We start from the raw sequence: 22276 nt of genomic DNA on the forward strand, positions 1-22276 counted from the left end.
GTTCGGGCAATGGATCAGCTGCGTATGTACCCATTTTCCTGCCGCTGCGCGCCAGATCGCGACCAAGGTCGCTCCTACAACGGTCGCGGCGTACCGCGTTCTGTAGGAGACAGCTTGCTGGCGAAGACGGTATTCCAGGCAATGGATCTGCTGCGGACGTACCCTTTTTGCTGCCGCTGCGCGGCAGATCGCGACCAAGGTCGCTCCTGCAGAGACAGCGGCGCACTCGGCATTTACGAACGTTCTCAGCCTGCCAGCCGGGCCTGTAGCCTGATCCCGGTCTGCTGGCCTGGCTCGAGGCTGAAGCTGTCTCCGGCTGCGGCTTCGACGCGGACGAAGCCGGTGGTTTCGTTGCCGGCCACGCCCAGCAACGGGCGGCTTCCGGGGTGCCAGATCACGGTGTTGGGGCTGTCGCCGGTGTCGATGGTGAAACGACGCTGCCAAGCCTGGTCTTCCAGCTGCACCGCTCCTTCATGCTCGAACGTCCGCTGACAGCCTCCCGCCGGCCGTAGCTCGCCTTCCTGCTGGCAGGACTGGCGACGCAGTTCGTCGTAACCCTGCGCACCTTCCAGGCCTTGTACCGCCACGTCTTCCACATCGCTGATCCGCCAATAGGCATGCAGGGCGTGGCTGAAATGGCAAGGCTCGCTGTCTTCGTGGCGAGTGCTCAGCCGCAGGTCCATGCCCTGGCCCAGTTCAGCGTGCAGGTCCACCTGCCAGTCCCACAGCTGCAATCGCCAGTGCAGGATGACGCCCGCCTCGCTTTCCCCGCTGTCCACCAGTTTCCAGTCCAGCAAACGCCCCCAACCATGAGCCGGCCAGCCGCTTTCACCCGGATGCCGCCCGTACCACGGCCAGCACACCGGCACGCCGCCGCGAATCGCGCCGACCTGCGGCCACTGCGCCGCGCACCACAGCCAGGGCTTTTGCCCGCGCGGCTGGAAGTGCAGCAACTGGGCACCCTGTCGGCTGAACACCGCATGACACTGTGGATGGTCGATCACCAGCACTTCACGATGCTGGTAGCGCTCCCACTCAAAGACCGGTCGGGCACGGCGGGAACTGAAGAAACGTTGCAAGGGATGTTCGAACGGCTGCTCATCCTTGATGCCCATCGCCAACGACCTCTGAAATAAAAAAATCCACCGCCATAAAAAAAGACGGGCAGCCAGGCTGCCCGCAAAGCACACACGATCCCCGATCGCTTGCAGCGTTTGATCGCTTAGAACTTGGACTGAATCTTCAGACCGGCCACAAAGGCGTCATCCACCTGATCCACACCACCTGGGTGCTTGATGTATTGCAGGTTCGGACGCACGGTCAGCCAGTCAGTGACGTGGAAGCCGTAGTAGATCTCGGAGTTGTATTCAGTGTCCTGCACCGGCAGGTAGCCCGGGTTGTCATAGTCGTTGATGCCGCTGATCTGGTTAGCCAGACGCACCCGGTCCTGCACGTCGTCGTTGACGTGGATACGGGCGATACCGATACCGATGTCATCCTTGGGACGCGAGTTGAACGGGCCTTTGTAGGTCAGGCCGATCTGCTGGTAGTTGTCGACGAAGTTGGTGTCCTTGTCATGCATGGTGGCGTTGGCAAAGATACTCAGGCCTCGGGACGCATCGCCGCCGTGGGAGGTCAGTTGCTGTTGAACGACCACCCACCAGCCGTGCTTGCTGCTGTGGGACTTGAACGCCGCGCCGGTAACCGGTTGTGGCTGGCCATTGACGTCTTCATACACGTCGTCGGCGTTCGGCGTGCTCTTGTAGAAACCGACCCGGTATTCGCCTGGCAGCGAATTGAAAGTGGGCGTCCACACCAGCTCTACCGGCAGGATCATGCCTTCGGTGCCGCTGCCGCTGAGTTTGAAGCCGTTACCGGTTTCCAGGTTGGACGGGTTCTGCTCGTACACACCGACCTGAGCGTAGACTTCAGGCGTGATGTTGTACTTGATGCGCAACGCCCATTGGCTGATTGGCCAGTTGTACCAGGTGTTGACGTAGTTACCGACCTGCGAGCCGCAGAACGACAGGTTCTGGAAGTCGCAAGGGAAGCTGTTGAAGTCTTCGCCCGGACCGAAACGACCGGCCTTGACGTCCAGCGCGCCGTCGAAATATTTCTGCTTGACCCACAACTGCGTCAGACGCCAGGTCTGACCACGACCCCAGACTTCCTGCGAGGAACTGAGGGTGCCGGCGCGCGGGTCGCCGATGCGGTCGTTGGAAATGTTGCGACCGCTACGTTCGGTGATCGCGAGCTTGAACTCGGCATCCTGCCAGCCGAAGACTTTCTGCAGATCGATCTTCACGCCGAGCGCGAACTGGTCGCTGTAGCGGCCGGTGGTGTCGTCGTTGTAGCCGCCGTCCAGGTTACTCGCCATTTCAGACACGTATTCGAGCGAGAAGTCATAACCCTTTTCCAGCAACTCGGTCCGCGTGCCGCCCCAATCGCCCGTCATCCAGGGCGAGTTGGCATCGAATGCGTCGGCCGCGTAAACGCTGCCACCGGCCAGACTCATTGCACCCACTACCGACAGCTTGCGCACCAACTCGAACCGGGAAAGCGATTTAGCCTTGTTCTTCTTCATCCCATAAATCCTCGTTTTATTGTTATTAGCTTTAGGTGTACGTCCTGCTTGCATCACTGCTTCGTGTTCGCCGGTGACCGCCTTCGTCGCAGAGGCCGTCGACCGACTGTGCTCGTCAAGGAATCAACGATTCATTTGCGGCCGATCTGGGTCACATTGCCGACCCGGTCAGCCACTGGCTGCTTTCCCAGCACGCCCAGGCGCTCACCGCTCTGCGCGTCGAAGATCAGGACCTTGGTCGGGTCGAACTGCAGGGTCAGGCTCTCGCCCACCAGCGGCGCGACATCCGGTGCGAGGCGGCAGCAGACCTTGCTCTGGTTGAGATGGACGAACACCAGCGTGTCCGGTCCGGTGGGCTCGGTGACCTGCACTTCGGCGCGGATGGTCGGCAGGCCGCTGGTGTCGCTGGCGGCCAGCATGATCTGCTCGGGGCGAATGCCAAGGATGATTTCCCGATCCTCAAGGCCCGCGTCGGTCACGCCCACCGGCAGCTCGCAACGCGCCTGGCCGCTGTCGAGCAAGGCCACCAGCTGGCCGTCCTTGCGTTGCAGGCGCAGAGGTATGAAGTTCATCGGCGGCGAACCGATGAAGCTGGCGACGAACAGGTTGGCCGGATCGTTGTAGATCTGTTTCGGGGTGCCGAACTGCTGAACGATGCCGTCCTTCATGACCGCCACTTTGTCGCCCAGGGTCATGGCCTCGATCTGGTCGTGGGTCACGTAGACGGTGGTGGTCTTGAGACGCTGGTGCATCAGCTTCATTTCAGTGCGCATCTCAACCCGCAGCTTGGCGTCGAGGTTGGACAGCGGTTCGTCGAACAGGTAAATCTTGGGGCGTCGCGCCAACGCACGACCCATGGCCACCCGCTGCTGCTGGCCGCCGGACAGCTGGCCCGGCTTGCGGTTGAGCAGATGTTCGATCTGCAACAGTTTGGCGACCCGCGCCACTTCCTCTTCGATGGCAGCCGGGGCCATTTTGCGAATCTTCAGGCCGAAGGCGATGTTTTCCCGCACGCTCATGGTCGGATACAGCGCGTAGGACTGGAACACCATGGCGATGTCGCGATCCTTGGGGCTGGTGCCACTGACATCGTCGCCGTCGATCAGGATCGCGCCGCCGCTGATGGTTTCCAGCCCGGCGATGCAGTTCATCAAGGTGGATTTGCCGCAGCCCGACGGCCCGACCAGAATCAGGAACTCGCCGTCCTTGATCGACAGCTCGATGTTCTTGAGGGTGTCGGGCAGGTTGGCGCCGTAGGTCTTGTTTACGTTACGCAGTTCGAGAGTTGCCATGATTACCCCTTGACCGCGCCGGCCGTGAGCCCGCGCAGGAAATACTTGCCGGCCAGTACGTAGACCAGCAGTGTCGGCAGCCCGGCGATCATCGCCGCCGCCATATCAACGTTGTACTCCTTGGCCCCGGTGCTGGTGTTGACCAGGTTGTTGAGGGCCACGGTGACCGGCTGGGATTCGCCGCTGGAGAACACCACACCGAACAGGAAATCGTTCCAGATCTGGGTGAACTGCCAGATCAGGCAGACCATGACGATCGGCGTCGACATGGGCAGGATGATGCGCCAGAAGATGGTGAAAAACCCGGCGCCGTCCAGGCGTGCCGCGCGCACCAGTGCATCCGGGACGCTCACGTAGTAGTTGCGGAAAAACAGCGTGGTGAACGCCAGGCCGTACACGACGTGAACGAACACCAGCCCGGTGGTGGTACTCGCCAGGCCCATCTTGCCGAGGGTGAAGGATGCCGGCAGCAACACGGTCTGGAACGGCAGGAAGCAGCCGAACAGCAGCAGGCCGAAGAACAGTTGCGAGCCACGGAAGCGCCACATCGACAGTACGTAGCCGTTCAACGCCCCAATGGCGGTGGAGATGATCACAGCCGGAACCGTGATCTTGATCGAGTTCCAGAAGTAACCGTCGACGATGTCCCAGGCTTTCACCCAGCCGATCACGGTCACCACGCTCGGCCAGCTCAGCAGGTTGCCGACGCCGATGTCTTCGGGGGTCTTGAAGCTGGTCAGCAGCATGACCACCAGCGGCACCAGGTAGACCAGGCACGCCAGCAGCAGCACCGCGTGAATCAGGATCCGGCTGAAGCTGATGCCGGGTTTTCCAACATGACTAGTCATGGCGTTTGGTCCTCAGCTCGGAATACAGGTACGGCACCAGAATTGCCAGGATCGCGCCGAGCATCAGAATCGCACTGGCCGAGCCCATGCCCATCTGGCCGCGGCTGAAGGTGAAGGAGTACATGAACATGGCGGGGAGGTCCGAGGAATAGCCGGGGCCACCGGCGGTCATCGCCGCGACCAGGTCGAAACTCTTGATGGCGATGTGCGCCAGGATCATGACCGCGCTGAAAAACACCGGACGCAGGCTGGGCAGCACCACGCGCCAGTAGATGCGCGGCAGGCTGGCACCGTCCATTTGTGCGGCACGGATGATCGACTGATCGACGCCGCGCAAACCGGCGAGAAACAAGGCCATCACGAAGCCCGAGGATTGCCAGACAGCGGCGATCACCAGGCAGTACACGACGCGGTCCGGATCGACCAGCCAGTCCAGGCGAAAGCCTTCCCAGCCCCAGTCACGCAGCATCTTGTCCAGGCCCAGGCCTGGATTGAGCAGCCACTTCCAGGCCGTGCCGGTGACGATCATCGACAGCGCCATCGGGTACAGATAAATGGTGCGGATCGCGCCTTCGCGGCGGATGCGCTGATCCAGCAGCACCGCGAGAATGACGCCGACCACCAGGCTGATGGCGATGAACATGCCGCCGAAAACCGCCAGGTTCTTGCTCGCCACCCACCAACGATCGTTCTCCATGAGCCGCGCGTACTGCGCTGCGCCGACCCACTTGTAGCTGGGCAGGAAAGTCGAATTGGTGAAGGACAGAACGAAGGTCCACAGGATGTAGCCGTAGAATCCCACCAACACGATGAACATGCTGGGCGCCAATACCAACTTGGGCAGCCAGCGTTGCAGCGCATCCAGTGGTGAGGCTTTGCTGAACACAGCGACAGAGCTCATCGGAATATCCACTCCAGTAAATCGAATCCGGGCCACAGTCGTGCGTGAAACCGGGAAACGGTTTCATCAGCACGAACTGCGGCTGGAGGTCAGGTAATGCGGGCTATCGGGCCGCCTTGATGGCAGCGGCCAGTTTCTTGGCAGCCGCAGCGGGGTCCGCAGCCGGGTCGTTGATGTAGTTGGTCACCACGTCAAAGAAAGCGCCCTGTACGGCAAGGGTAGTCGCCATATTGTGAGCCATGCTCGGTTGCAGACCACCGTTCTTCGAATCGGCCAGGAAATCCTTGGCGGCGGTTTGCGCGCAGGAGTCGAAACCGTACTTGCCCATGTCGGCCAGCATGTCGTTTCGCACCGGGATCGAGCCCTTGTTGATGCTGAAGACCTTCTGGAACTCTTCGCCCAGCGCGACCTTGGCCAGATCCTGCTGCGCAGCCGTCGTGCCTTCGTTCTTCTGTTTGAACACGGCCATGGAGTCGATGTTGTAGGTGAACGCCTTGTCGGTGCCCGGGAACGCTACGCATTGGTAGTCGGTACCGGCGACTTTCTTGGCAGCGGTCCACTCGCTCTTGGCCCAGTCGCCCATGATCTGCATGCCGGCCTTGCCATTGATGACGTCGGCGGCGGCGATGTTCCAGTCACGGCCCGCGCGGTTGGGGTCCATGTAGGTAGCGACCTTTTTCAGCTCGGTGAGCGACTTGACCATTTCAGGGCCAGTCAGGGCGTCGCTGTCCAGGTCCACCAGTGCTTTCTTGTAACCGTCGGCGCCCATGACCGAGAGCACCACGGCTTCGAATACCGTGCTGTCCTGCCATGGCTGGCCGCCGTGAGCCAGCGGGATCAGGCCTGCGGCCCTGAGCTTGTCGCCGGCTGCGTAGAATTCTTCAAGGGTGGCAGGCGGCTTTTCGATACCGGCTTTCTTGAAGGCGGCCGGGCTGATCCACAGCCAGTTGACGCGGTGAATGTTGACCGGCACGGCCACGTATTCACCGTCGTACTTCACGGTATCGGAGACTTTCTTGTCCAGCAGCGAATCCCACTTCTCCTGCTTGGCGACGTCCTTGAGCGCGTCGGTGTCCAGCAGGCCGGTGGAGGCCCATTCCTGAATGTCGGGGCCTTTGATCTGGGCGACGCCCGGCGGGTTGCCGGCCACGGCGCGGCTCTTGAGCACGGTCATGGCTGTCGAGCCGCCACCGCCGGCAACGGCGCCGTCTTTCCAGGTGAAGCCGTCTTTCTCGACCTGTGCCTTGAGAACATCGACTGCCGCCTTTTCACCACCCGAAGTCCACCAGTGCACGACTTCGACGGTGCCCTTGGATTCAGCGGCGGAGGCGCTCAGCGGGAACAACGAGGCGAGGGAAATGACGACGGCGAGACGCGAAAATGAATTCATCGAAAGGACCTTTATTGTTGTTATGCCTGAGCAAGTCTGATGCTTGCGCTTGCGGGGAGTCTAACCAAGCCATGTCGGGTGACGGTAACGAAGGGATGCGTGAATGTCACCAGACTGTGACATTGGACATACCAAGCACTCATTCCACCGACCTGGGCAGATACAACGTCACTCGCAGTCCGCCGTCGCGCAAGTTCTGCAGGCTGACTTCGCCGCCATGGCTGTGGGCAATGTTGCGGGCGATGCCCAGGCCCAGGCCGTAACCCTGTTGCTGATTGCCCGCCAGGCGGAAGTGCGGCTCGAACACATGTTCCAGCCTTTGCTCGGGCACGCCCGGGCCTTCGTCGTCCACGTGCAGGACGAATGCCAGCGGATTGTCTTCGACCTTCAAATGAGCGCGATGGCCGTACTTGAGGGCGTTGTCGATGAGGTTGCCGATGCAGCGTTTGAGCGCCAGTGGCTTGCCGGGGTAAGGGGCCAGCGCGGCGCCATGTTGAGTGACGCGCCCTTGCCCGTCGGGTCGCAGGTAGGGCTCCACCAGACACTCGATTAACGCGTTGAGGTCCACCGGCTCGATGTTTTCGTGGATGTCCGTATCCTTGACGCACTGCAGCGCGCCCTTGACCAACAGCTCCAGTTCGTCGAGGTCACGGCCGAAGCGGGTCTGCAACTGTTCGTCTTCCAGCAGCTCGACCCGCAGCCGCAGACGCGTGATCGGCGTGCGCAGATCGTGGGAAATGGCGCTGAACAGCTGGCCGCGCTCAGTCAGGTAACGGCTGATGCGGGTGCGCATGGCATTGAACGCGCGGCTGACTTCCACCACCTCGCTGCCGCCGCCCTCCACCACCGGTTCGACCTCCGCGCCGAGCGACATGTCCCGCGCCGCCCGCGCCAGGCGCTTGAGCGGGCGACTCTGCCAATGCACCAGCAAACCGATGAACAGCAGCAAAAATGCGCTGGTCAGGAAAATGAACCAGACCTGCTGGACCGGCAGCTCCTGTTCTTCCAGCGAGGTGTAGGGTTCGGGCAGCAGCGACGCGATATAGAACCACTCGCCGGGCGCCAGCTCGATCTGCGTGACCAGCACCGGCGGATTGACCGGTTCCAGGGTCAGCGCGTAGTGCGCCCAGGAGCGCGGCAGTTCGTCCAGCTTCAGGCCGCTGTTGAAAATACGCAGATCATCGGGCCTGACGAACCATACGGCGATATTCGGCTCCTTGCCCAGATGCTGGCGCAACACCTCGCCCACGACATCCAGCACCGCCTGCTTGCGTGGCGTGGGCTGCAACAGCTGCATGTCCAGCGGGTGATTGTTGAGTGACACCACGAACCGCGTACCGCCCATGCTGCGCAGCTGATCCAGTACCAGCGGGCGATAGGCCACCGGCAACGAGCGGAAGTAACTGACGCTGGCGGCCATGGAGTACGCCAGGCTGCGGGCGCTGGTCACCAGGCCTTCCATCTGCGTGGCACGCAGCTGCGACAACCAGATCACGCTGGACAAGGTCTGCGCCAACAGCACCGCCAGCAAGGTCAGCAGCAACATGCGCCCCAGCAGCGAGCGGGGCAGCGGCAGGCGACGCTTCACGACAGGCGACGCGTTAATAACCGCCGCCCGCATGGGAGTTGACGTTGGCCGCCAGCAGATAACCGCTGCCACGTACCGTGCGGATCAGCCGCGGCGACTTGCCGGTGTCCCGCAGCCGTTGCCGCAGGCGACTGACCGCCATGTCGACGATGCGCTCCAGCGGCATCAGCTCGCGGCCGCGGGTGGCGTTGCCGATGGTATCGCGGTCGAGGATCTGCTGGGGGTTGTCGAGAAACAGCTTGAGCAGCGCAAAATCAGCACCGGAGAGAATCACTTCCTCGCCGTCGTTGTGGAACAGCCGATGGCTGACCATGTCCAGGCGCCACTCATCGAACACCAGCACATCGCCACCTGAACGTTCCTGGCCGAATTGCGCACGCCGCAGCAAGGCCTTGATCCGGGCCTGCAGTTCGCGCGGGCTGAAGGGTTTGCCCAGGTAATCGTCGGCACCCAGTTCCAGGCCGATCACCCGGTCGGCCTCATCGGAGCTGGCCGTCAGCATGATGATCGGAACATGTGGTTGACGTGGATGCTGGCGCACCCAGCGGCACAGGCTGAAGCCGTCCTCGTCGGGCAGCATGACATCGAGGATCAGCAGGTCGCTGGGGGCCTCGTTGAATGCCTGACGAAATCCGGCACCATCGCCGACGGTCCGTACCTGAAAGCCGGCACGGCTCAGGTAGGTGTCCAGCAACTCGCGAATCTCCTGGTCGTCGTCGACCAGCAAAATCGATTTACTGACTGAACTCAAAGTGATCGTCCTTGTGACGAAATCGTTATTGTTTTTTGAACAACCCTTGATGCTTACCGCTGGCGCAGACGTTTAGAGATCGGCGCCAAACGCCTGCTGCAGAGCCACGCCCGCACCGGTCAGGCCGGGGTACTCGGCCGTGACCAGCCACACCGGCAGCCCCTGGAAATAGTCGCTCATCACGCCCTTTTCCGCGAGTGCGCGCTTGAAGCCGCTGGCGATGAAAAAATCGGTGAAGCGCGGCACCACGCCGCCGACAATATACACGCCGCCCAGTCCGCCCAGAGTCAGGACATTATTGCCGACCACCCGTCCCAGGAATACGCAGAACTGGTCCAGAACCGCGGCCGCCATGGCTTCCCCGGCCAGCGCCGCCGTGGTGACGGCCGCCGGCGATTTGTGAATCGGCTCGACCTGGTCCAGGCCGCAACTGGCGTTGTAGAGGTTCAACAACCCCGCGCCGCTGAGGACGGTTTCGGCACTGACATGCTCGTGCTCGGCCATCAACCGTGCCCAGAGCAGCGCTTCGCGAGCGCTGCCGATGGGCAGGTCGACATGACCCCCCTCGCCCGGCAAGGCCATCCAGCGATGGTCGCCGGCGTTGATCAAGGTGCCCACGCCCAGGCCGGTGCCGGGGCCGACCACCACTCGCGGGCGCTCGGGCTTGCCGATGCCGTGGCAGATGGTCAGGTACTCATCGTCACGCAAACGCGTCATGCCCAGCGCCATGGCGGTGAAATCGTTGATCAGCAACAGATGCTCGATCTTCAGATCGGCACAGAATTTTTTCCGGCTCAGTTCCCAATGACTGTTGGTGAACTGGAAGTGATCGCCATCCACCGGCCCGGCCACCGCCAGACAGGCGAACCCTACGTCGCCGGGGTTGATGCCGAGATCCTGCAGGTAAAGCTCAACCGCCTGTTCCGGACCGTGATGGTCGATGGTCGGAAACACCCGCACCGAGTGCAATTGGTTATCTTCCCAAATGGCAAACCGCGCATTGGTACCGCCTATATCACCGACCAGGGCCAACTTCACTTGAGCTTCTCCAGACTTGAGGTAAATGCGCTGGCGCCCTGCTCTGCAGAGCTGAAGGCCATACGCATGAAACCGAACAATTCCCGTCCGCAGCCGACTCCGTTGTCGAGGTCGCCGACGGCCGGTTCCCTAGCCGCCAATTCTGCCGGTTCGACCAAAACTTGCAACGTGCCTTTCACGCCATCGACGCGAATCACGTCACCATCCTGAATCAGCGCCAGCGGTCCGCCATCGAACGCCTCGGGGCAGACATGGATCGCCGCCGGGATTTTCCCCGAAGCACCGGACATGCGCCCGTCGGTGACCAGCGCGACCTTGAAGCCTCGGTCCTGCAACACACCCAGGAACGGCGTCATCTTGTGCAGCTCGGGCATGCCGTTGGAGCGCGGCCCCTGAAAGCGCATGACGGCCACGAAATCGCATTCCAGCTCGCCGGCCTTGAAGGCATCGGCCAGGTCCTGCTGATCGTGGAACACCTTGGCCGGCGCCTGGACGATCTGATGCTCCGGGGCCACGGCCGATACCTTCATCACGCCACGACCCAGGTTGCCTTGCATCACCCGCAGGCCGCCTTCCGGCGAGAACGGCCGGGAGATCGGCCGCAGGATGTTTTCGTCCAGGCTGTCCTGCGGGCCGTCACGCCACACCAGCTTGCCGTTTTCGAGGAACGGCTCGCGGGTGTAGCGGCTCAGGCCATGGCCGACCACGGTGTTGACGTTTTCATGCAGCAGGCCGGCGCCCAGCAGTTCGCGGATCAGGAACGCCATGCCGCCGGCGGCCTGGAAATGGTTGATGTCGGCTTTGCCGTTGGGGTAGACGTGGGTCAGGGTCGGCACCACTTCCGACAGGTCGGCCATGTCCTGCCAGGTCAGCTGGATACCCGCGGCCTGGGCGATGGCCGGCATGTGCAGGGTGTGGTTGGTCGAGCCGCCGGTGGCATGCAGGGCCACGATGGAATTGACCAGCGAGCGCTCGTCGACGATTTCGCCGATGGGCATGAAGCTGCCGCTCTGCATGGTCAGGCGCGTGACCTGATGCGCAGCTTCCACAGTCAGCGCATCGCGCAGCGGCGTGTACGGGTTGACGAACGAAGCGCCGGGCAAATGCAGGCCCATCACTTCCATCAGCAGCTGGTTGGTATTGGCGGTGCCGTAGAAGGTGCAGGTGCCCGGGCTGTGATACGACTTCATTTCCGTATCCAGCAGCTCTTCACGGGTTGCCTTGCCTTCGGCGTAGCGCTGGCGGACGTCGGCCTTTTCCTTGTTGGAAATGCCGGAAACCATCGGCCCGCCGGGTACGAAGATGGTCGGCAAATGGCCGAACCGCAGCGAGCCCATCATCAGGCCCGGAACGATCTTGTCACAAATGCCCAGCATCAGGGCCGCGTCGAACATGTTGTGCGACAGCGCCACGGCTGTGGACATCGCGATCACCTCGCGGCTGGCGATGCCCAGCTCCATGCCCGGCTCGCCCTGGGTAACGCCATCGCACATGGCCGGCACGCCGCCGGCAAACTGACCGACCGAACCAATGTCGCGCAGGGCCTGCTTGATCTGGGCGGGATAGTGTTCGTAGGGCTGATGCGCGGAGAGCATTTCGTTGTAGGAAGAGACGATGGCGACGTTGGCGGCGTTCATCAGCCGCAGGTTCTGCTTGTCCTCCGGACCGCAGGCGGCCACGCCGTGGGCAAAGTTGGCGCATTGCAGCTTGCCGCGGACCGGGCCTTCGCTGGCAGCGCCGCGAATCAGTTGCAGATAGCGCTGACGGGTATCGCGGCTGCGGGCGATCAGCCGCTCGGTTACCTCAAGAATGCGGGGATGCATGTGATGAACTCCAGGCTAACGTCTGTGGTCACCCGTTAAGACGACGTCGGTTGACGGTCCCAGCCATTGCGATGCAAAAGCGTGATCTGGGTCAACCGAACGAGCCTTCCAGGCTTCTATTTGTAGATAAACAAAAATATTGCCACTAAAAAGGGTTGTTTTCTATTTTTATGAGAATAATCTTGTAATTCCAACAACAAATTCTGAGGGACGGTTGTATGACTCTACGAATCGCAATCAATGGTTTTGGCCGCATCGGCCGCAACGTCCTGCGCGCACTGTATACCCAAGGCTACCGCCAGGACTTGCAGGTCGTCGCCATCAACGATCTGGGCGACAGCGAAATGAACGCTCACCTGCTGCGTTTCGACACTGTACACGGCCCGTTCGGCGGCACCGTCGAATGCGATAAGGAAAGTCTTACCGTCAATGGTGACCGTATTGCGGTCAGCGCCATTCGCAACCCTGCCGAACTGCCGTGGAAATCGCTCGACATCGACGTGGTGTTCGAATGCACCGGGCTGTTCACCAGCCGTGACAAGGCCGCCGCGCACCTGACGGCCGGCGCACGCAAGGTGATTATCTCGGCCCCGGCCAAGGGTGCCGACGCGACCATCGTCTATGGTGTGAACCACGACACCTTGCGCCAGTCGCACCAGATCATTTCCAGCGCCTCCTGCACCACCAACTGCCTGGCACCCGTCGCCCAGGTATTGCACCGTGAACTGGGCATCGAAAGCGGCCTGATGACCACCATTCACGCCTACACCAACGACCAGAACCTGATCGATGTGTACCACACCGACCCGTACCGCGCGCGTTCGGCCACCCAGTCGATGATTCCGAGCAAGACCGGTGCGGCCGAAGCTGTGGGCCTGGTGCTGCCGGAACTGGCCGGCAAGCTGACCGGCATGGCGGTTCGAGTGCCGGTGATCAACGTGTCGCTGGTTGACCTGACCGTGACCCTCAAGCGCGAAACCACCGCCGAAGAGGTCAATGCGCTGATGAAAGAAGCCAGCCAGCACTCCAAGGTGCTGGGCTACAACACCCTGCCGCTGGTGTCCCACGACTTCAACCACAACCCGTTGTCGTCGATCTTCGACGCCAACCACACCAAGGTCAGCGGCAAGCTGCTCAAGGTGCTGGCCTGGTATGACAACGAATGGGCATTCTCCAACCGCATGCTGGATAACTGCCTGGCGCTGCATAACGCCCAGTAAGCCGTCATCGCCAGCAAGCTGGCTTCTACAGGTCGCGAGGTCGCGGCTCGGTTGTAGGAGCGAGCGTGCTCGCGAAGACATCGACACAGGCGCCACACCCGCTGCATGGTGCCGGTGCCTGGGTCCGCGGGCTGGCTTCTACACGTGCATTGCAGAAACAGGGGATATCCCTTCAGGCTCGAGCGCGGGAAGATGAGAGAAATTATCATCTCCAACACCCACCGCTTCGCTCGACGTGCGTCGACAGACCGCCTAAGCTGGCCGGGCTTTGTAAACCTGCCTGTAGTGACCATGACGTATAAACCCCCCGGCACCAGACTCTCGCGCTTTCTATACGGCATTCTTGCCTACGTCAGCCTCGGCATCGGCATTGCCGCCATCTTCATTCCGGGCCTGCCGACCACTGAATTCATCCTGCTCGCGGCCTGGGCGGCGACTCGCAGTTCGCCACGGCTCAACGCCTGGCTGGAGAACCATCGGGTGTTCGGCCCGGTGCTGCACAACTGGCGCAACGGCCGGCTGGTGGCTCGCAGTGCCAAGATCAGCGCGACCGTCAGCATGGTGGTGTGCGCGGTGGTCATGCTCAGCCTGCTCGAACATGTCTGGTGGCTGTACCTGGCGATCGGCGGCATGGGACTGGGCAACCTATGGCTCTGGTCGCGGCCGGAACCCGCCATCCGTTGAACTGAATCGCTCCGCACAGACGCCCGGCCAGCTAAGCTATGCATAGCCCGCACGCTGAACCGTCAGCGTATCGGCAGTGTCTACCCGAGCACATCCACTCCCGATGGAGCGACATCCATGTTCGAGCCCGGTCATCTGCACATCACCCATGCGGCGCTGCAACAGTCGGATATCACCTACGACCTTCATCTGCGTTATGAGGTGGTGGAGGATGCCAAAGAAGGCAAGAGCGTGAGCTTCACCATGGAAGGCGAGATCAACGGCCAGTCGTTCAGCGAGCAGTTCCAGTTGCCCCGCGACCTGGCTTTCAACTTCGCCCACGATGCCAGCCGGATCGGCATCAGGCACGGCCTGCCCGGCGCCGCCTCCCTGCCGCTGCATCTGCACAAGGATTACGACCGGATGTTCGAAGATATCCGCGACCAGTTGGGCGCCAAATCCGGCGAGCCGGTGAAGCCGGAGCATTTGGAGTAGGATGCAGCCGGGATGCAGGAGCCAGCAAGCTGGCTTCTACAGTTCGCAGCTCGGCCGTTCGCAAGGCATACTGGCCACCCTTCTCCGCCCGGAATTCGTAGCATCCCATGCGTATCCACGTCAGTTTCATCGACCGCGTCGGCATCACTCAGGAAGTGCTGGCCATTCTGGGTGGGCGTAATCTGAATCTGGATGCGGTGGAGATGGTGCCGCCCAACGTGTACATCGACGCGCCAACCTTGAGCCATCAAATGCTCGAAGAATTGAAGGACGCGTTGTTCCGGGTACGCGGTGTCGAGGCCATCACGGTGGTCGATATCCTGCCGGGCCAGCGCCGCCACTTGCAACTGGACGCCCTGCTCGCCGCCATGACCGACCCGGTACTTGCCCTGGACAGCGCCGGCCACGTACTGCTCGCCAACCCGGCGTTCATCAGCCTGATCGGCCGGGAACCGGCCGGTGAACCCATTGGCGAGCTGTTCGACGATCCCAGCCTGCAGACCGAACTCCTGGAACACGGCTTCCGACTGCCGCTGCGGGAAATCACCCTCAACGGTGAAGCCTTGCTGCTGGATGCCACGCCCATCACCGAGGCCGGCGCGCTGATCACCCTGTATTTGCCCAGCCGCATCGGTGAGCGTCTGTCGGCGCTGCATCATGACCATGCCGAAGGTTTCGATGCACTGTTGGGCGATTCGGCGGCCATTCGCACCCTCAAGGCCCGTGCCCAACGGGTCGCGACCCTCGACGCGCCGTTGCTGATCCAGGGCGAAACAGGCACAGGCAAGGAGCTGGTGGCCCGTGCCTGCCACGCCAGCAGCGCACGACACGGCGAGCCGTTTCTGGCGCTCAACTGCGCGGCGCTGCCGGAAAATCTCGCCGAAAGCGAACTGTTCGGCTACGCGCCCGGCGCATTCACCGGTGCCCAGCGCGGCGGCAAGCCGGGCCTGATGGAGCTGGCGAACCAGGGCACGGTGTTTCTCGACGAGATCGGCGAGATGTCGCCGTACCTGCAAGCCAAGTTGCTGCGCTTTCTCAACGACGGCAGTTTTCGCCGTGTGGGCGGCGATCGGGAAGTGAAGGTCAATGTGCGGATTCTCAGCGCCACCCATCGTGACCTGGAGAAGATGGTCAGCGAAGGTACGTTCCGGGAAGACCTGTTCTATCGCCTGAACGTGCTCAACCTCGAAGTCCCGCCGCTGCGTGAGCGCGGGCAGGACATCCTCTTGCTGGCCCGTTATTTCATGGAACAGGCCTGCACCCAGATCCAGCGCCCCATCTGCCGCCTCTCGCCGGACACGTACCCCGCATTGCTCGGCAACCGCTGGCCGGGCAATGTTCGCCAGCTACAGAACGTGATCTTCCGCGCCGCCGCCATCAGCGAAAGCAGCCTGGTGGATATCGGCGACCTGGACATTGCCGGCACCGCTGTCGCACGCCAGCAGGAGGGTGAAATCGGCAGCCTGGAGCAGGCAGTCGAAGCGTTCGAGAAAGACCTGCTGGAAAAACTCTACAATCAGCACCCGTCGACTCGCCAACTCGCCGCCCGGCTGCACACCTCGCACACTGCCATCGCCCACCGCCTGCGAAAGTATGGAATCCCCGGCCGCAGCTGACCGGGCTCGAAGGCTGTAGCGAAATCGTTGCAATGTATTGAAACCGTTACAGAGAGCTTGACCACGACGTTTATCAAGCGCCCCGGTTTGAACATGCCCACCAGGCGTAACGATTTCGCTACAGCCAGGACACGCCATCCTTTGCACCTATTTACTCAAGCCATTGATAAATAAGAGCTTTATGTTTCTGGCCGCAAACTTGCAACGAGTTCCTCAATGATTTGTTCGCCCCGTGCGAAATCCCAATCCCTGAGGAGTCTTTATGAGCGAGTTGCGATTCACCGTTGAACACGAATGGCTGCGGGCCGAAGCCGATGGCAGTGTCACGGTGGGGATCACACCTTATGCGCAAGAATCCCTCGGTGACGTTGTATTCGTGCAACTCCCGGATTTGCAGGCCTACACTCAACACGCCGAAGTATCGGTAGTGGAATCGGTGAAAGCTGCCAGCAGCATCAATATGCCGCTGGATGGCGAAGTGGTCGAAGTCAATGCTGCGCTGGACGCCACTCCGGAACTGGTCAACGAAGACGCCCTCGGCGCAGGCTGGTTCTTTCGCTTCATTCCCGCGAACGCTGATGCCATCCACGGCTTGCTGGATCAGGACGCCTACGACCGCCTGATCAAAGCCAACGCCGAAGCCTGAGGAGCGCGCCATGACTGACCGTACCGAACTGAGCACCGCCAACGAATTCATCGCCCGTCATATCGGCCCGCGCGCCGCTGACGAACTGGCGATGCTGGAAACCCTGGGTTTCGATTCCATTGAAGCGCTGAGCGAAAGCGTGATCCCCGACAGCATCAAGGGCACCAGCGTGCTCGACCTGCCGGCCGGGCAAAGCGAAGCCGATGCCCTGGCGTCGATCAAGGCCATCGCCGCCAAGAACCAGCTGTTCAAGACCTACATCGGCCAGGGCTACTACAACACCCACACCCCGGCACCGATCCTGCGTAACCTGCTGGAAAATCCCGCGTGGTACACCGCTTACACCCCGTATCAGCCGGAAATCTCACAAGGTCGCCTGGAGTCGCTGCTCAACTTCCAGACCCTGATCAGCGACCTGACCGGCCTGCCGATTGCCAACGCTTCGCTGCTGGATGAAGCCACCGCTGCCGCCGAGGCCATGACTTTCTGCAAGCGCCTGAGCAAGAACAAGGCGAGCCAGAAGTTCTTCGCCTCCAGCCATTGCCACCCGCAGACGCTTGACGTGCTGCGCACCCGCGCCGAGCCGCTGGGCATCACCGTGGTTGTGGCTGACGAAGCGCAGTTGGGCGACGTCGGCGAATTCTTCGGCGCGCTGCTGCAATATCCGGCCAGCAACGGCGACGTATTCGACTACGGCGAACTGGTGGAGCGCTTCCATCAGGCCAACGCATTGGTGGCCGTGGCCGCCGACCTGCTGGCCCTGACCCTGCTGACCCCGCCGGGCGAGTTCGGCGCCGACGTGGCCATTGGCACCGCGCAACGCTTCGGCGTGCCGCTGGGCTTCGGCGGCCCGCATGCGGCTTACTTCTCGACCCGCGATGCGTTCAAGCGCGATATGCCGGGCCGTCTGGTCGGCGTTTCCGTGGACCGTCACGGCAAACAGGCGCTGCGCCTGGCGATGCAAACCCGCGAGCAACATATCCGTCGCGAAAAAGCGACCAGCAACATCTGCACCGCACAGGTTCTGCTCGCCAACATCGCCAGCATGTACGCCGTTTACCACGGCCCGCGCGGCCTGACCCAGATCGCCAATCGCGTGCATCGCCTGACCGCCATTTTTGCTGAAGGCATGAGCCGGTTGGGCTTCAAGGCCGAACAAGCGTTCTTCTTCGACAGCCTGACGTTCAATACCGGCGCCCATACAGCCGCCTTGCATGAAAAAGCGCGCGCGCAACAGATCAACCTGCGGGAAGTCAGCGCCGACGTGCTGGGCCTGTCGTTCGACGAAACCACCTCGCAAGCGGGCGTCGAGACCCTGTGGACAATCTTCGCCACCGACGGCCAGGCCCTGCCGGACTTCGCCGCACTGGCCGACAACACCGCGTCGCGTCTGCCCGAAGCGCTACTGCGTCAAACGGCGGTGCTCAGCCACCCGGTGTTCAATCGCTACCATTCCGAAACCGAGCTGATGCGCTACCTGCGCAAGCTGGCCGACAAGGACCTGGCGCTGGACCGCACCATGATCCCGCTGGGTTCGTGCACCATGAAGCTCAACGCCGCCAGCGAAATGATCCCGGTCACCTGGGCCGAGTTCGGCAACCTGCACCCGTTCGCCCCAGCCGAGCAGAGCGCCGGTTATCAGCAGTTGACCGACGAGTTGGAAACCATGCTCTGCGCCGCCACCGGCTACGACGCGATTTCCCTGCAACCCAACGCCGGTTCCCAAGGTGAATACGCCGGCCTGCTGGCGATTCGCGCCTACCACCAGAGCCGTGGCGATGAACATCGTGACATCTGCCTGATTCCGTCGTCGGCTCACGGCACCAACCCGGCGACCGCCAATATGGCCGGTATGCGCGTGGTGGTGACCGCCTGCGACAGCCGCGGCAACGTCGATATCGAAGACCTGCGCGCCAAGGCCATCGAACACCGCGAGCATCTGGCGGCCTTGATGATCACTTACCCGTCGACCCACGGCGTGTTCGAGGAAGGCATCCGCGAAATCTGCGGCATCGTCCACGACCACGGCGGTCAGGTGTACATCGACGGCGCGAACATGAACGCCATGGTCGGCCTCTGCGCGCCGGGCAAGTTCGGCGGCGACGTGTCGCACCTGAACCTGCACAAGACGTTCTGCATTCCCCATGGCGGTGGCGGCCCGGGCGTCGGTCCGATCGGCGTGAAGTCGCACCTCGCCCCGTTCATGCCCGGCCATGCCCGCATGGAGCGCAAGGAAGGCGCGGTCTGCGCGGCGCCGTTCGGCAGCGCGAGCATCCTGCCGATCACCTGGATGTACATCCGCATGATGGGCGGCGAAGGCCTCAAGCGCGCTTCGCAGCTGGCGATCCTCAACGCCAACTACATTTCCCGGCGCCTGGAAGACCACTACCCGGTTCTGTACACCGGCAGCAACGGTCTGGTGGCCCATGAATGCATCCTCGACCTGCGTCCGATCAAGGACAGCAGCGGCATTACCGTGGATGACGTCGCCAAGCGCCTGATCGACTTCGGCTTCCACGCACCGACCATGTCGTTCCCGGTGGCCGGCACGCTGATGATCGAGCCGACCGAAAGCGAATCCCGCGAGGAGCTGGACCGCTTCTGCGACGCCATGATCAAGATCCGCGAAGAAATCCGCGCTGTGGAAAACGGCACCCTGGACAAGGATGACAACCCGCTGAAGAACGCGCCGCACACCGCGGCGGAAATCGTCGGCCAGTGGAGCCATCCATACAGCCGCGAACAGGCGGTGTACCCGGTCGATTCTCTGATCGAGAACAAGTACTGGCCGCCGGTCGGTCGCGTCGACAACGTGTTCGGCGACCGCAACCTGGTCTGCGCCTGCCCGTCCATCGAGAGCTATCAAGAGGCGTGATCCGACAAGTCTCCCTGTGGGAGCCAGCTTGCTGGCGAAGCTTGAACCCTGTGCAGTCAGGCATATCGCTTCGCGGACAAGCTCGCTCCTGCCGGACGTCATCCGCCTCTTCAAAAGGATTGAAACCATGATCACCGAACCATTGCTCACCACGCCCCTGCATGCCCTGCATCGCGAACTTGGCGCGAAGATGGTGCCATTTGCCGGTTACGACATGCCGGTGCAATACCCTGCCGGCGTCATGAAGGAACACCTGCACACCCGCAGCCAGGCGGGCCTGTTCGACGTCTCGCACATGGGCCAGATCCGCCTGACCGGCGCTGACGCCGCCAAAGCGCTGGAAACCCTGGTGCCGGTGGACATCATCGACCTGCCGGTCGGCATGCAGCGCTACGCCATGTTCACAAATGAAACCGGCGGCATTCTGGACGACTTGATGGTCGCCAACCTGGGCAACGATCAATTGATGCTGGTGGTCAATGCCGCCTGCAAGGATCAAGACCTGGCGCACTTGTGCAAGCATCTGGCGGGCTACTGCAAGATCGAACCGCTGTTCGAGGAACGCGCCCTGCTCGCCCTGCAAGGCCCGGAAGCGGTGACCGTGCTGGCGCGTCTGGCGCCGCAGGTGGCAAGCATGACGTTCATGCAGTTCGCCGCCGTGCAACTGCTGGGTGTGGACTGCTATGTCAGCCGCTCCGGCTACACCGGCGAAGACGGTTACGAGATCTCGGTGCCCGCCGAACACGCCGAAACCCTGGCGCGTCGGCTGCTGGCAGAGCCGGAAGTGGCGCCTATCGGTCTGGGCGCTCGTGACTCATTGCGCCTGGAAGCCGGCCTGTGCCTTTATGGCCACGACATGGACACCGAGACCTCGCCGATCCAGGCCAGCCTGTTGTGGGCCATCTCCAAGGTACGTCGCGCCGACGGCGCACGTGCCGGTGGTTTCCCGGGTGCCGAGCAGATCTTCGCTCAGCAGAGCGGCGGCGTGGACAGGAAACGCGTCGGCCTGCTGCCGCTGGAACGTACTCCAGTGCGCGAAGGGGCGGAAATTGTCGATGCTCAGGATCAGCGCATCGGAACCGTATGCAGCGGGGGCTTTGGCCCCACATTGGGCGCGCCGTTGGCCATGGGCTACCTGAGCGCCGACAGCAGCGCGCTCGACACCGAGGTATGGGCGATTGTGCGCGGCAAGAAAGTTGCGATGCGCGTGACTAAAATGCCTTTCGTTGCGCAACGTTACTTCCGTGGCTGATTAACGGCGTCAAAAAAACGCTGATAACTTTTCGCTCTAATACACAGTTGTCTGGTGCTATGGATCGCCCGGCAACTGTGTGCTCTCGCAAGCGAAAAAGTGCACCGTGCAAGTGCAGAAACCGGCCGGAAACGGCGCCGTGCACCGGGACGGGGATAGCCTGTCGCAACCCGCCGAACACCGCTGAAACAGGGAGCGAAGCGGGGCTTGTTTTTGTAACGAGAGTTGGCGTAGAGTTTCTGAACTGTGTTTGCATAGGTCGCTGAATCGGGACCTGGGCAGTAGCTCTTGCTTTGCTACATCCCGCTCTACGTTTCTTACTTCCTGCAACCCAGCCCCAGTACTCTTTCAGGTGAAAGAGGCTGTCATTAATTCAAGCGTCAAGGAAATAAGAAAATGTCTCAACGTCAGAGCGGCACCGTCAAGTGGTTCAACGACGAAAAAGGTTTTGGTTTTATCACTCCAGAAAGCGGTCCGGATCTGTTCGTACATTTCCGCGCTATTCAGGGCAGCGGCTTCAAGAGCCTGAAAGAAGGCCAGAAAGTGACGTTCATCGCAGTGCAGGGCCAGAAAGGCATGCAGGCTGACGAAGTCATCGGCGAAGCTTGATCGCTCGAACCGGAAAGCCTCTGATATTGATATCAGAGGCTTTTTTTTGCGCGTGATTTCGTACCATGCGATGTCTCCACGCAACCAAGAGCCACGCGATGCCTCACCACCTGCTGCGACCGCAGGGCGACTTTGCCCCTGCCAGCCTTCCCAGGCGCCTGGCTGCCATCGGCTATGACACGCTGCTGTGCATCGCCATTCAATTGATAACCGCCTTCATCTACAAACTGGTGCAGATGGCCTTCATCGGCGAGGCACGCCTGCGCCAACTCTCCGAATCGGGGGCGCTGGACGGCGACCCGCTGCTGTCTACCCTGCTGCTGCTGGTGACCTTCGCATTCTTCGCCAAGTTCTGGACCCACGCCGGTCAGACGCTGGGCATGCAGGTGTGGGGGATTCGCGTACAGAACGCCGATGGCACGGCCATCAGCCTGATGCAGGCGCTGCTGCGCTTCATCGTCGCCATCGCGTCATGGTTGTGTCTGGGAGCGGGGTTTGCCTGGTGCCTGTTCGACAAGGAACGTCGCACCTGGCATGACCGTTATTCAGAATCGCAGCTGGTGCGGATTCCCAAGCAGAAGTGAGTGCCTTGGCCCTTGCCCACCACCGGCCAACAAGCTGCCCTGGAGACCTGATCAACAACATACGCATAGTGCGATCCCATAGATTCACGCACAACCTGCTG

General features: G+C 61.8%; 19 protein-coding genes. 9 read left to right on the plus strand and 10 right to left on the minus strand.

Annotated features, from left to right (window positions below; all coding sequences use genetic code 11):
* Positions 1-245: 245 nt before the first annotated feature.
* From EGJ27_RS09775 to edd, 10 genes are all read right to left on the minus strand, one after another.
* Positions 246-1115: a D-hexose-6-phosphate mutarotase gene (locus EGJ27_RS09775; protein WP_125830517.1), complete on the minus strand. Its 870-nt coding sequence runs from the start codon at positions 1113-1115 to the stop codon at positions 246-248.
* A 107-nt stretch (positions 1116-1222) separates the two neighbouring features.
* Entirely contained in the window at positions 1223-2584 is a 1362-nt protein-coding gene (locus tag EGJ27_RS09780) for a carbohydrate porin (protein WP_125830518.1), read from the minus strand.
* A 131-nt stretch (positions 2585-2715) separates the two neighbouring features.
* Positions 2716-3876: an ABC transporter ATP-binding protein gene (locus tag EGJ27_RS09785; protein WP_125830519.1), complete on the minus strand. Its 1161-nt coding sequence runs from the start codon at positions 3874-3876 to the stop codon at positions 2716-2718.
* A gap of 2 nt (positions 3877-3878) precedes the next feature.
* Positions 3879-4724 carry a carbohydrate ABC transporter permease gene (locus tag EGJ27_RS09790; RefSeq protein WP_125830520.1) on the minus strand — a complete coding sequence of 282 codons (846 nt, stop codon included), beginning with the start codon at positions 4722-4724 and terminating at the stop codon, positions 3879-3881.
* Complete coding sequence (locus EGJ27_RS09795; protein ID WP_125830521.1) at positions 4717-5625, minus strand: carbohydrate ABC transporter permease; 909 nt, start codon at positions 5623-5625, stop codon at positions 4717-4719. The genes EGJ27_RS09790 and EGJ27_RS09795 overlap by 8 nt, the downstream gene beginning before the upstream one ends.
* A 103-nt stretch (positions 5626-5728) precedes the next feature.
* Positions 5729-7015 (minus strand): ABC transporter substrate-binding protein, encoded by a 1287-nt coding sequence (locus tag EGJ27_RS09800; protein WP_125830522.1) that lies wholly within the window; start codon positions 7013-7015, stop codon positions 5729-5731.
* A 139-nt stretch (positions 7016-7154) separates the two neighbouring features.
* On the minus strand, positions 7155-8561 hold the full coding sequence (locus EGJ27_RS09805) for an ATP-binding protein (protein WP_125830725.1): 1407 nt from the start codon (positions 8559-8561) through the stop codon (positions 7155-7157).
* Between the two features lie 55 nt (positions 8562-8616).
* Positions 8617-9354 (minus strand): response regulator, encoded by a 738-nt coding sequence (locus tag EGJ27_RS09810; RefSeq protein WP_125830523.1) that lies wholly within the window; start codon positions 9352-9354, stop codon positions 8617-8619.
* A 72-nt stretch (positions 9355-9426) separates the two neighbouring features.
* Positions 9427-10392, minus strand: a complete 966-nt coding sequence (locus EGJ27_RS09815; protein ID WP_125830524.1) for a glucokinase — start codon at positions 10390-10392, stop codon at positions 9427-9429.
* Entirely contained in the window at positions 10389-12215 is a 1827-nt protein-coding gene (edd, locus tag EGJ27_RS09820; protein ID WP_125830525.1) for a phosphogluconate dehydratase, read from the minus strand. The genes EGJ27_RS09815 and edd overlap by 4 nt, the downstream gene beginning before the upstream one ends.
* 218 nt (positions 12216-12433) lie before the next feature.
* On the opposite strand from edd, the gene gap reads away from it, so the two are divergent.
* The 9 genes from gap to EGJ27_RS09865 all read left to right on the plus strand — a co-directional run bounded on the left by gap (position 12434) and on the right by EGJ27_RS09865 (position 22175).
* Positions 12434-13435: a type I glyceraldehyde-3-phosphate dehydrogenase gene (gap, locus tag EGJ27_RS09825; protein ID WP_125830526.1), complete on the plus strand. Its 1002-nt coding sequence runs from the start codon at positions 12434-12436 to the stop codon at positions 13433-13435.
* 192 nt (positions 13436-13627) lie between these two features.
* The gene (locus EGJ27_RS09830) at positions 13628-14119 is read left to right on the plus strand and encodes a YbaN family protein (protein ID WP_125830527.1); all 492 of its coding nucleotides are present in this window, start codon (positions 13628-13630) and stop codon (positions 14117-14119) included.
* Between the two features lie 117 nt (positions 14120-14236).
* Complete coding sequence (locus EGJ27_RS09835; RefSeq protein WP_125830528.1) at positions 14237-14593, plus strand: DUF5064 family protein; 357 nt, start codon at positions 14237-14239, stop codon at positions 14591-14593.
* 107 nt (positions 14594-14700) lie between these two features.
* Positions 14701-16209, plus strand: a complete 1509-nt coding sequence (locus EGJ27_RS09840) for a sigma-54-dependent transcriptional regulator (RefSeq protein ID WP_125830529.1) — start codon at positions 14701-14703, stop codon at positions 16207-16209.
* A gap of 262 nt (positions 16210-16471) precedes the next feature.
* Entirely contained in the window at positions 16472-16855 is a 384-nt protein-coding gene (gcvH, locus tag EGJ27_RS09845) for a glycine cleavage system protein GcvH (protein ID WP_125830530.1), read from the plus strand.
* A gap of 10 nt (positions 16856-16865) precedes the next feature.
* Entirely contained in the window at positions 16866-19730 is a 2865-nt protein-coding gene (gene gcvP, locus EGJ27_RS09850) for an aminomethyl-transferring glycine dehydrogenase (protein ID WP_125830531.1), read from the plus strand.
* 127 nt (positions 19731-19857) lie between these two features.
* Positions 19858-20982 carry a glycine cleavage system aminomethyltransferase GcvT gene (gene gcvT, locus EGJ27_RS09855; RefSeq protein WP_125830532.1) on the plus strand — a complete coding sequence of 375 codons (1125 nt, stop codon included), beginning with the start codon at positions 19858-19860 and terminating at the stop codon, positions 20980-20982.
* A gap of 396 nt (positions 20983-21378) precedes the next feature.
* Complete coding sequence (locus tag EGJ27_RS09860; protein ID WP_125830533.1) at positions 21379-21591, plus strand: cold-shock protein; 213 nt, start codon at positions 21379-21381, stop codon at positions 21589-21591.
* A gap of 98 nt (positions 21592-21689) precedes the next feature.
* Entirely contained in the window at positions 21690-22175 is a 486-nt protein-coding gene (locus tag EGJ27_RS09865; protein WP_125830534.1) for an RDD family protein, read from the plus strand.
* Positions 22176-22276 lie beyond the last annotated feature (101 nt).

Origin of the sequence: Pseudomonas sp. v388 (assembly GCF_003935425.1) — a bacterium.
Classification (GTDB): Bacteria; Pseudomonadota; Gammaproteobacteria; order Pseudomonadales; family Pseudomonadaceae; genus Aquipseudomonas.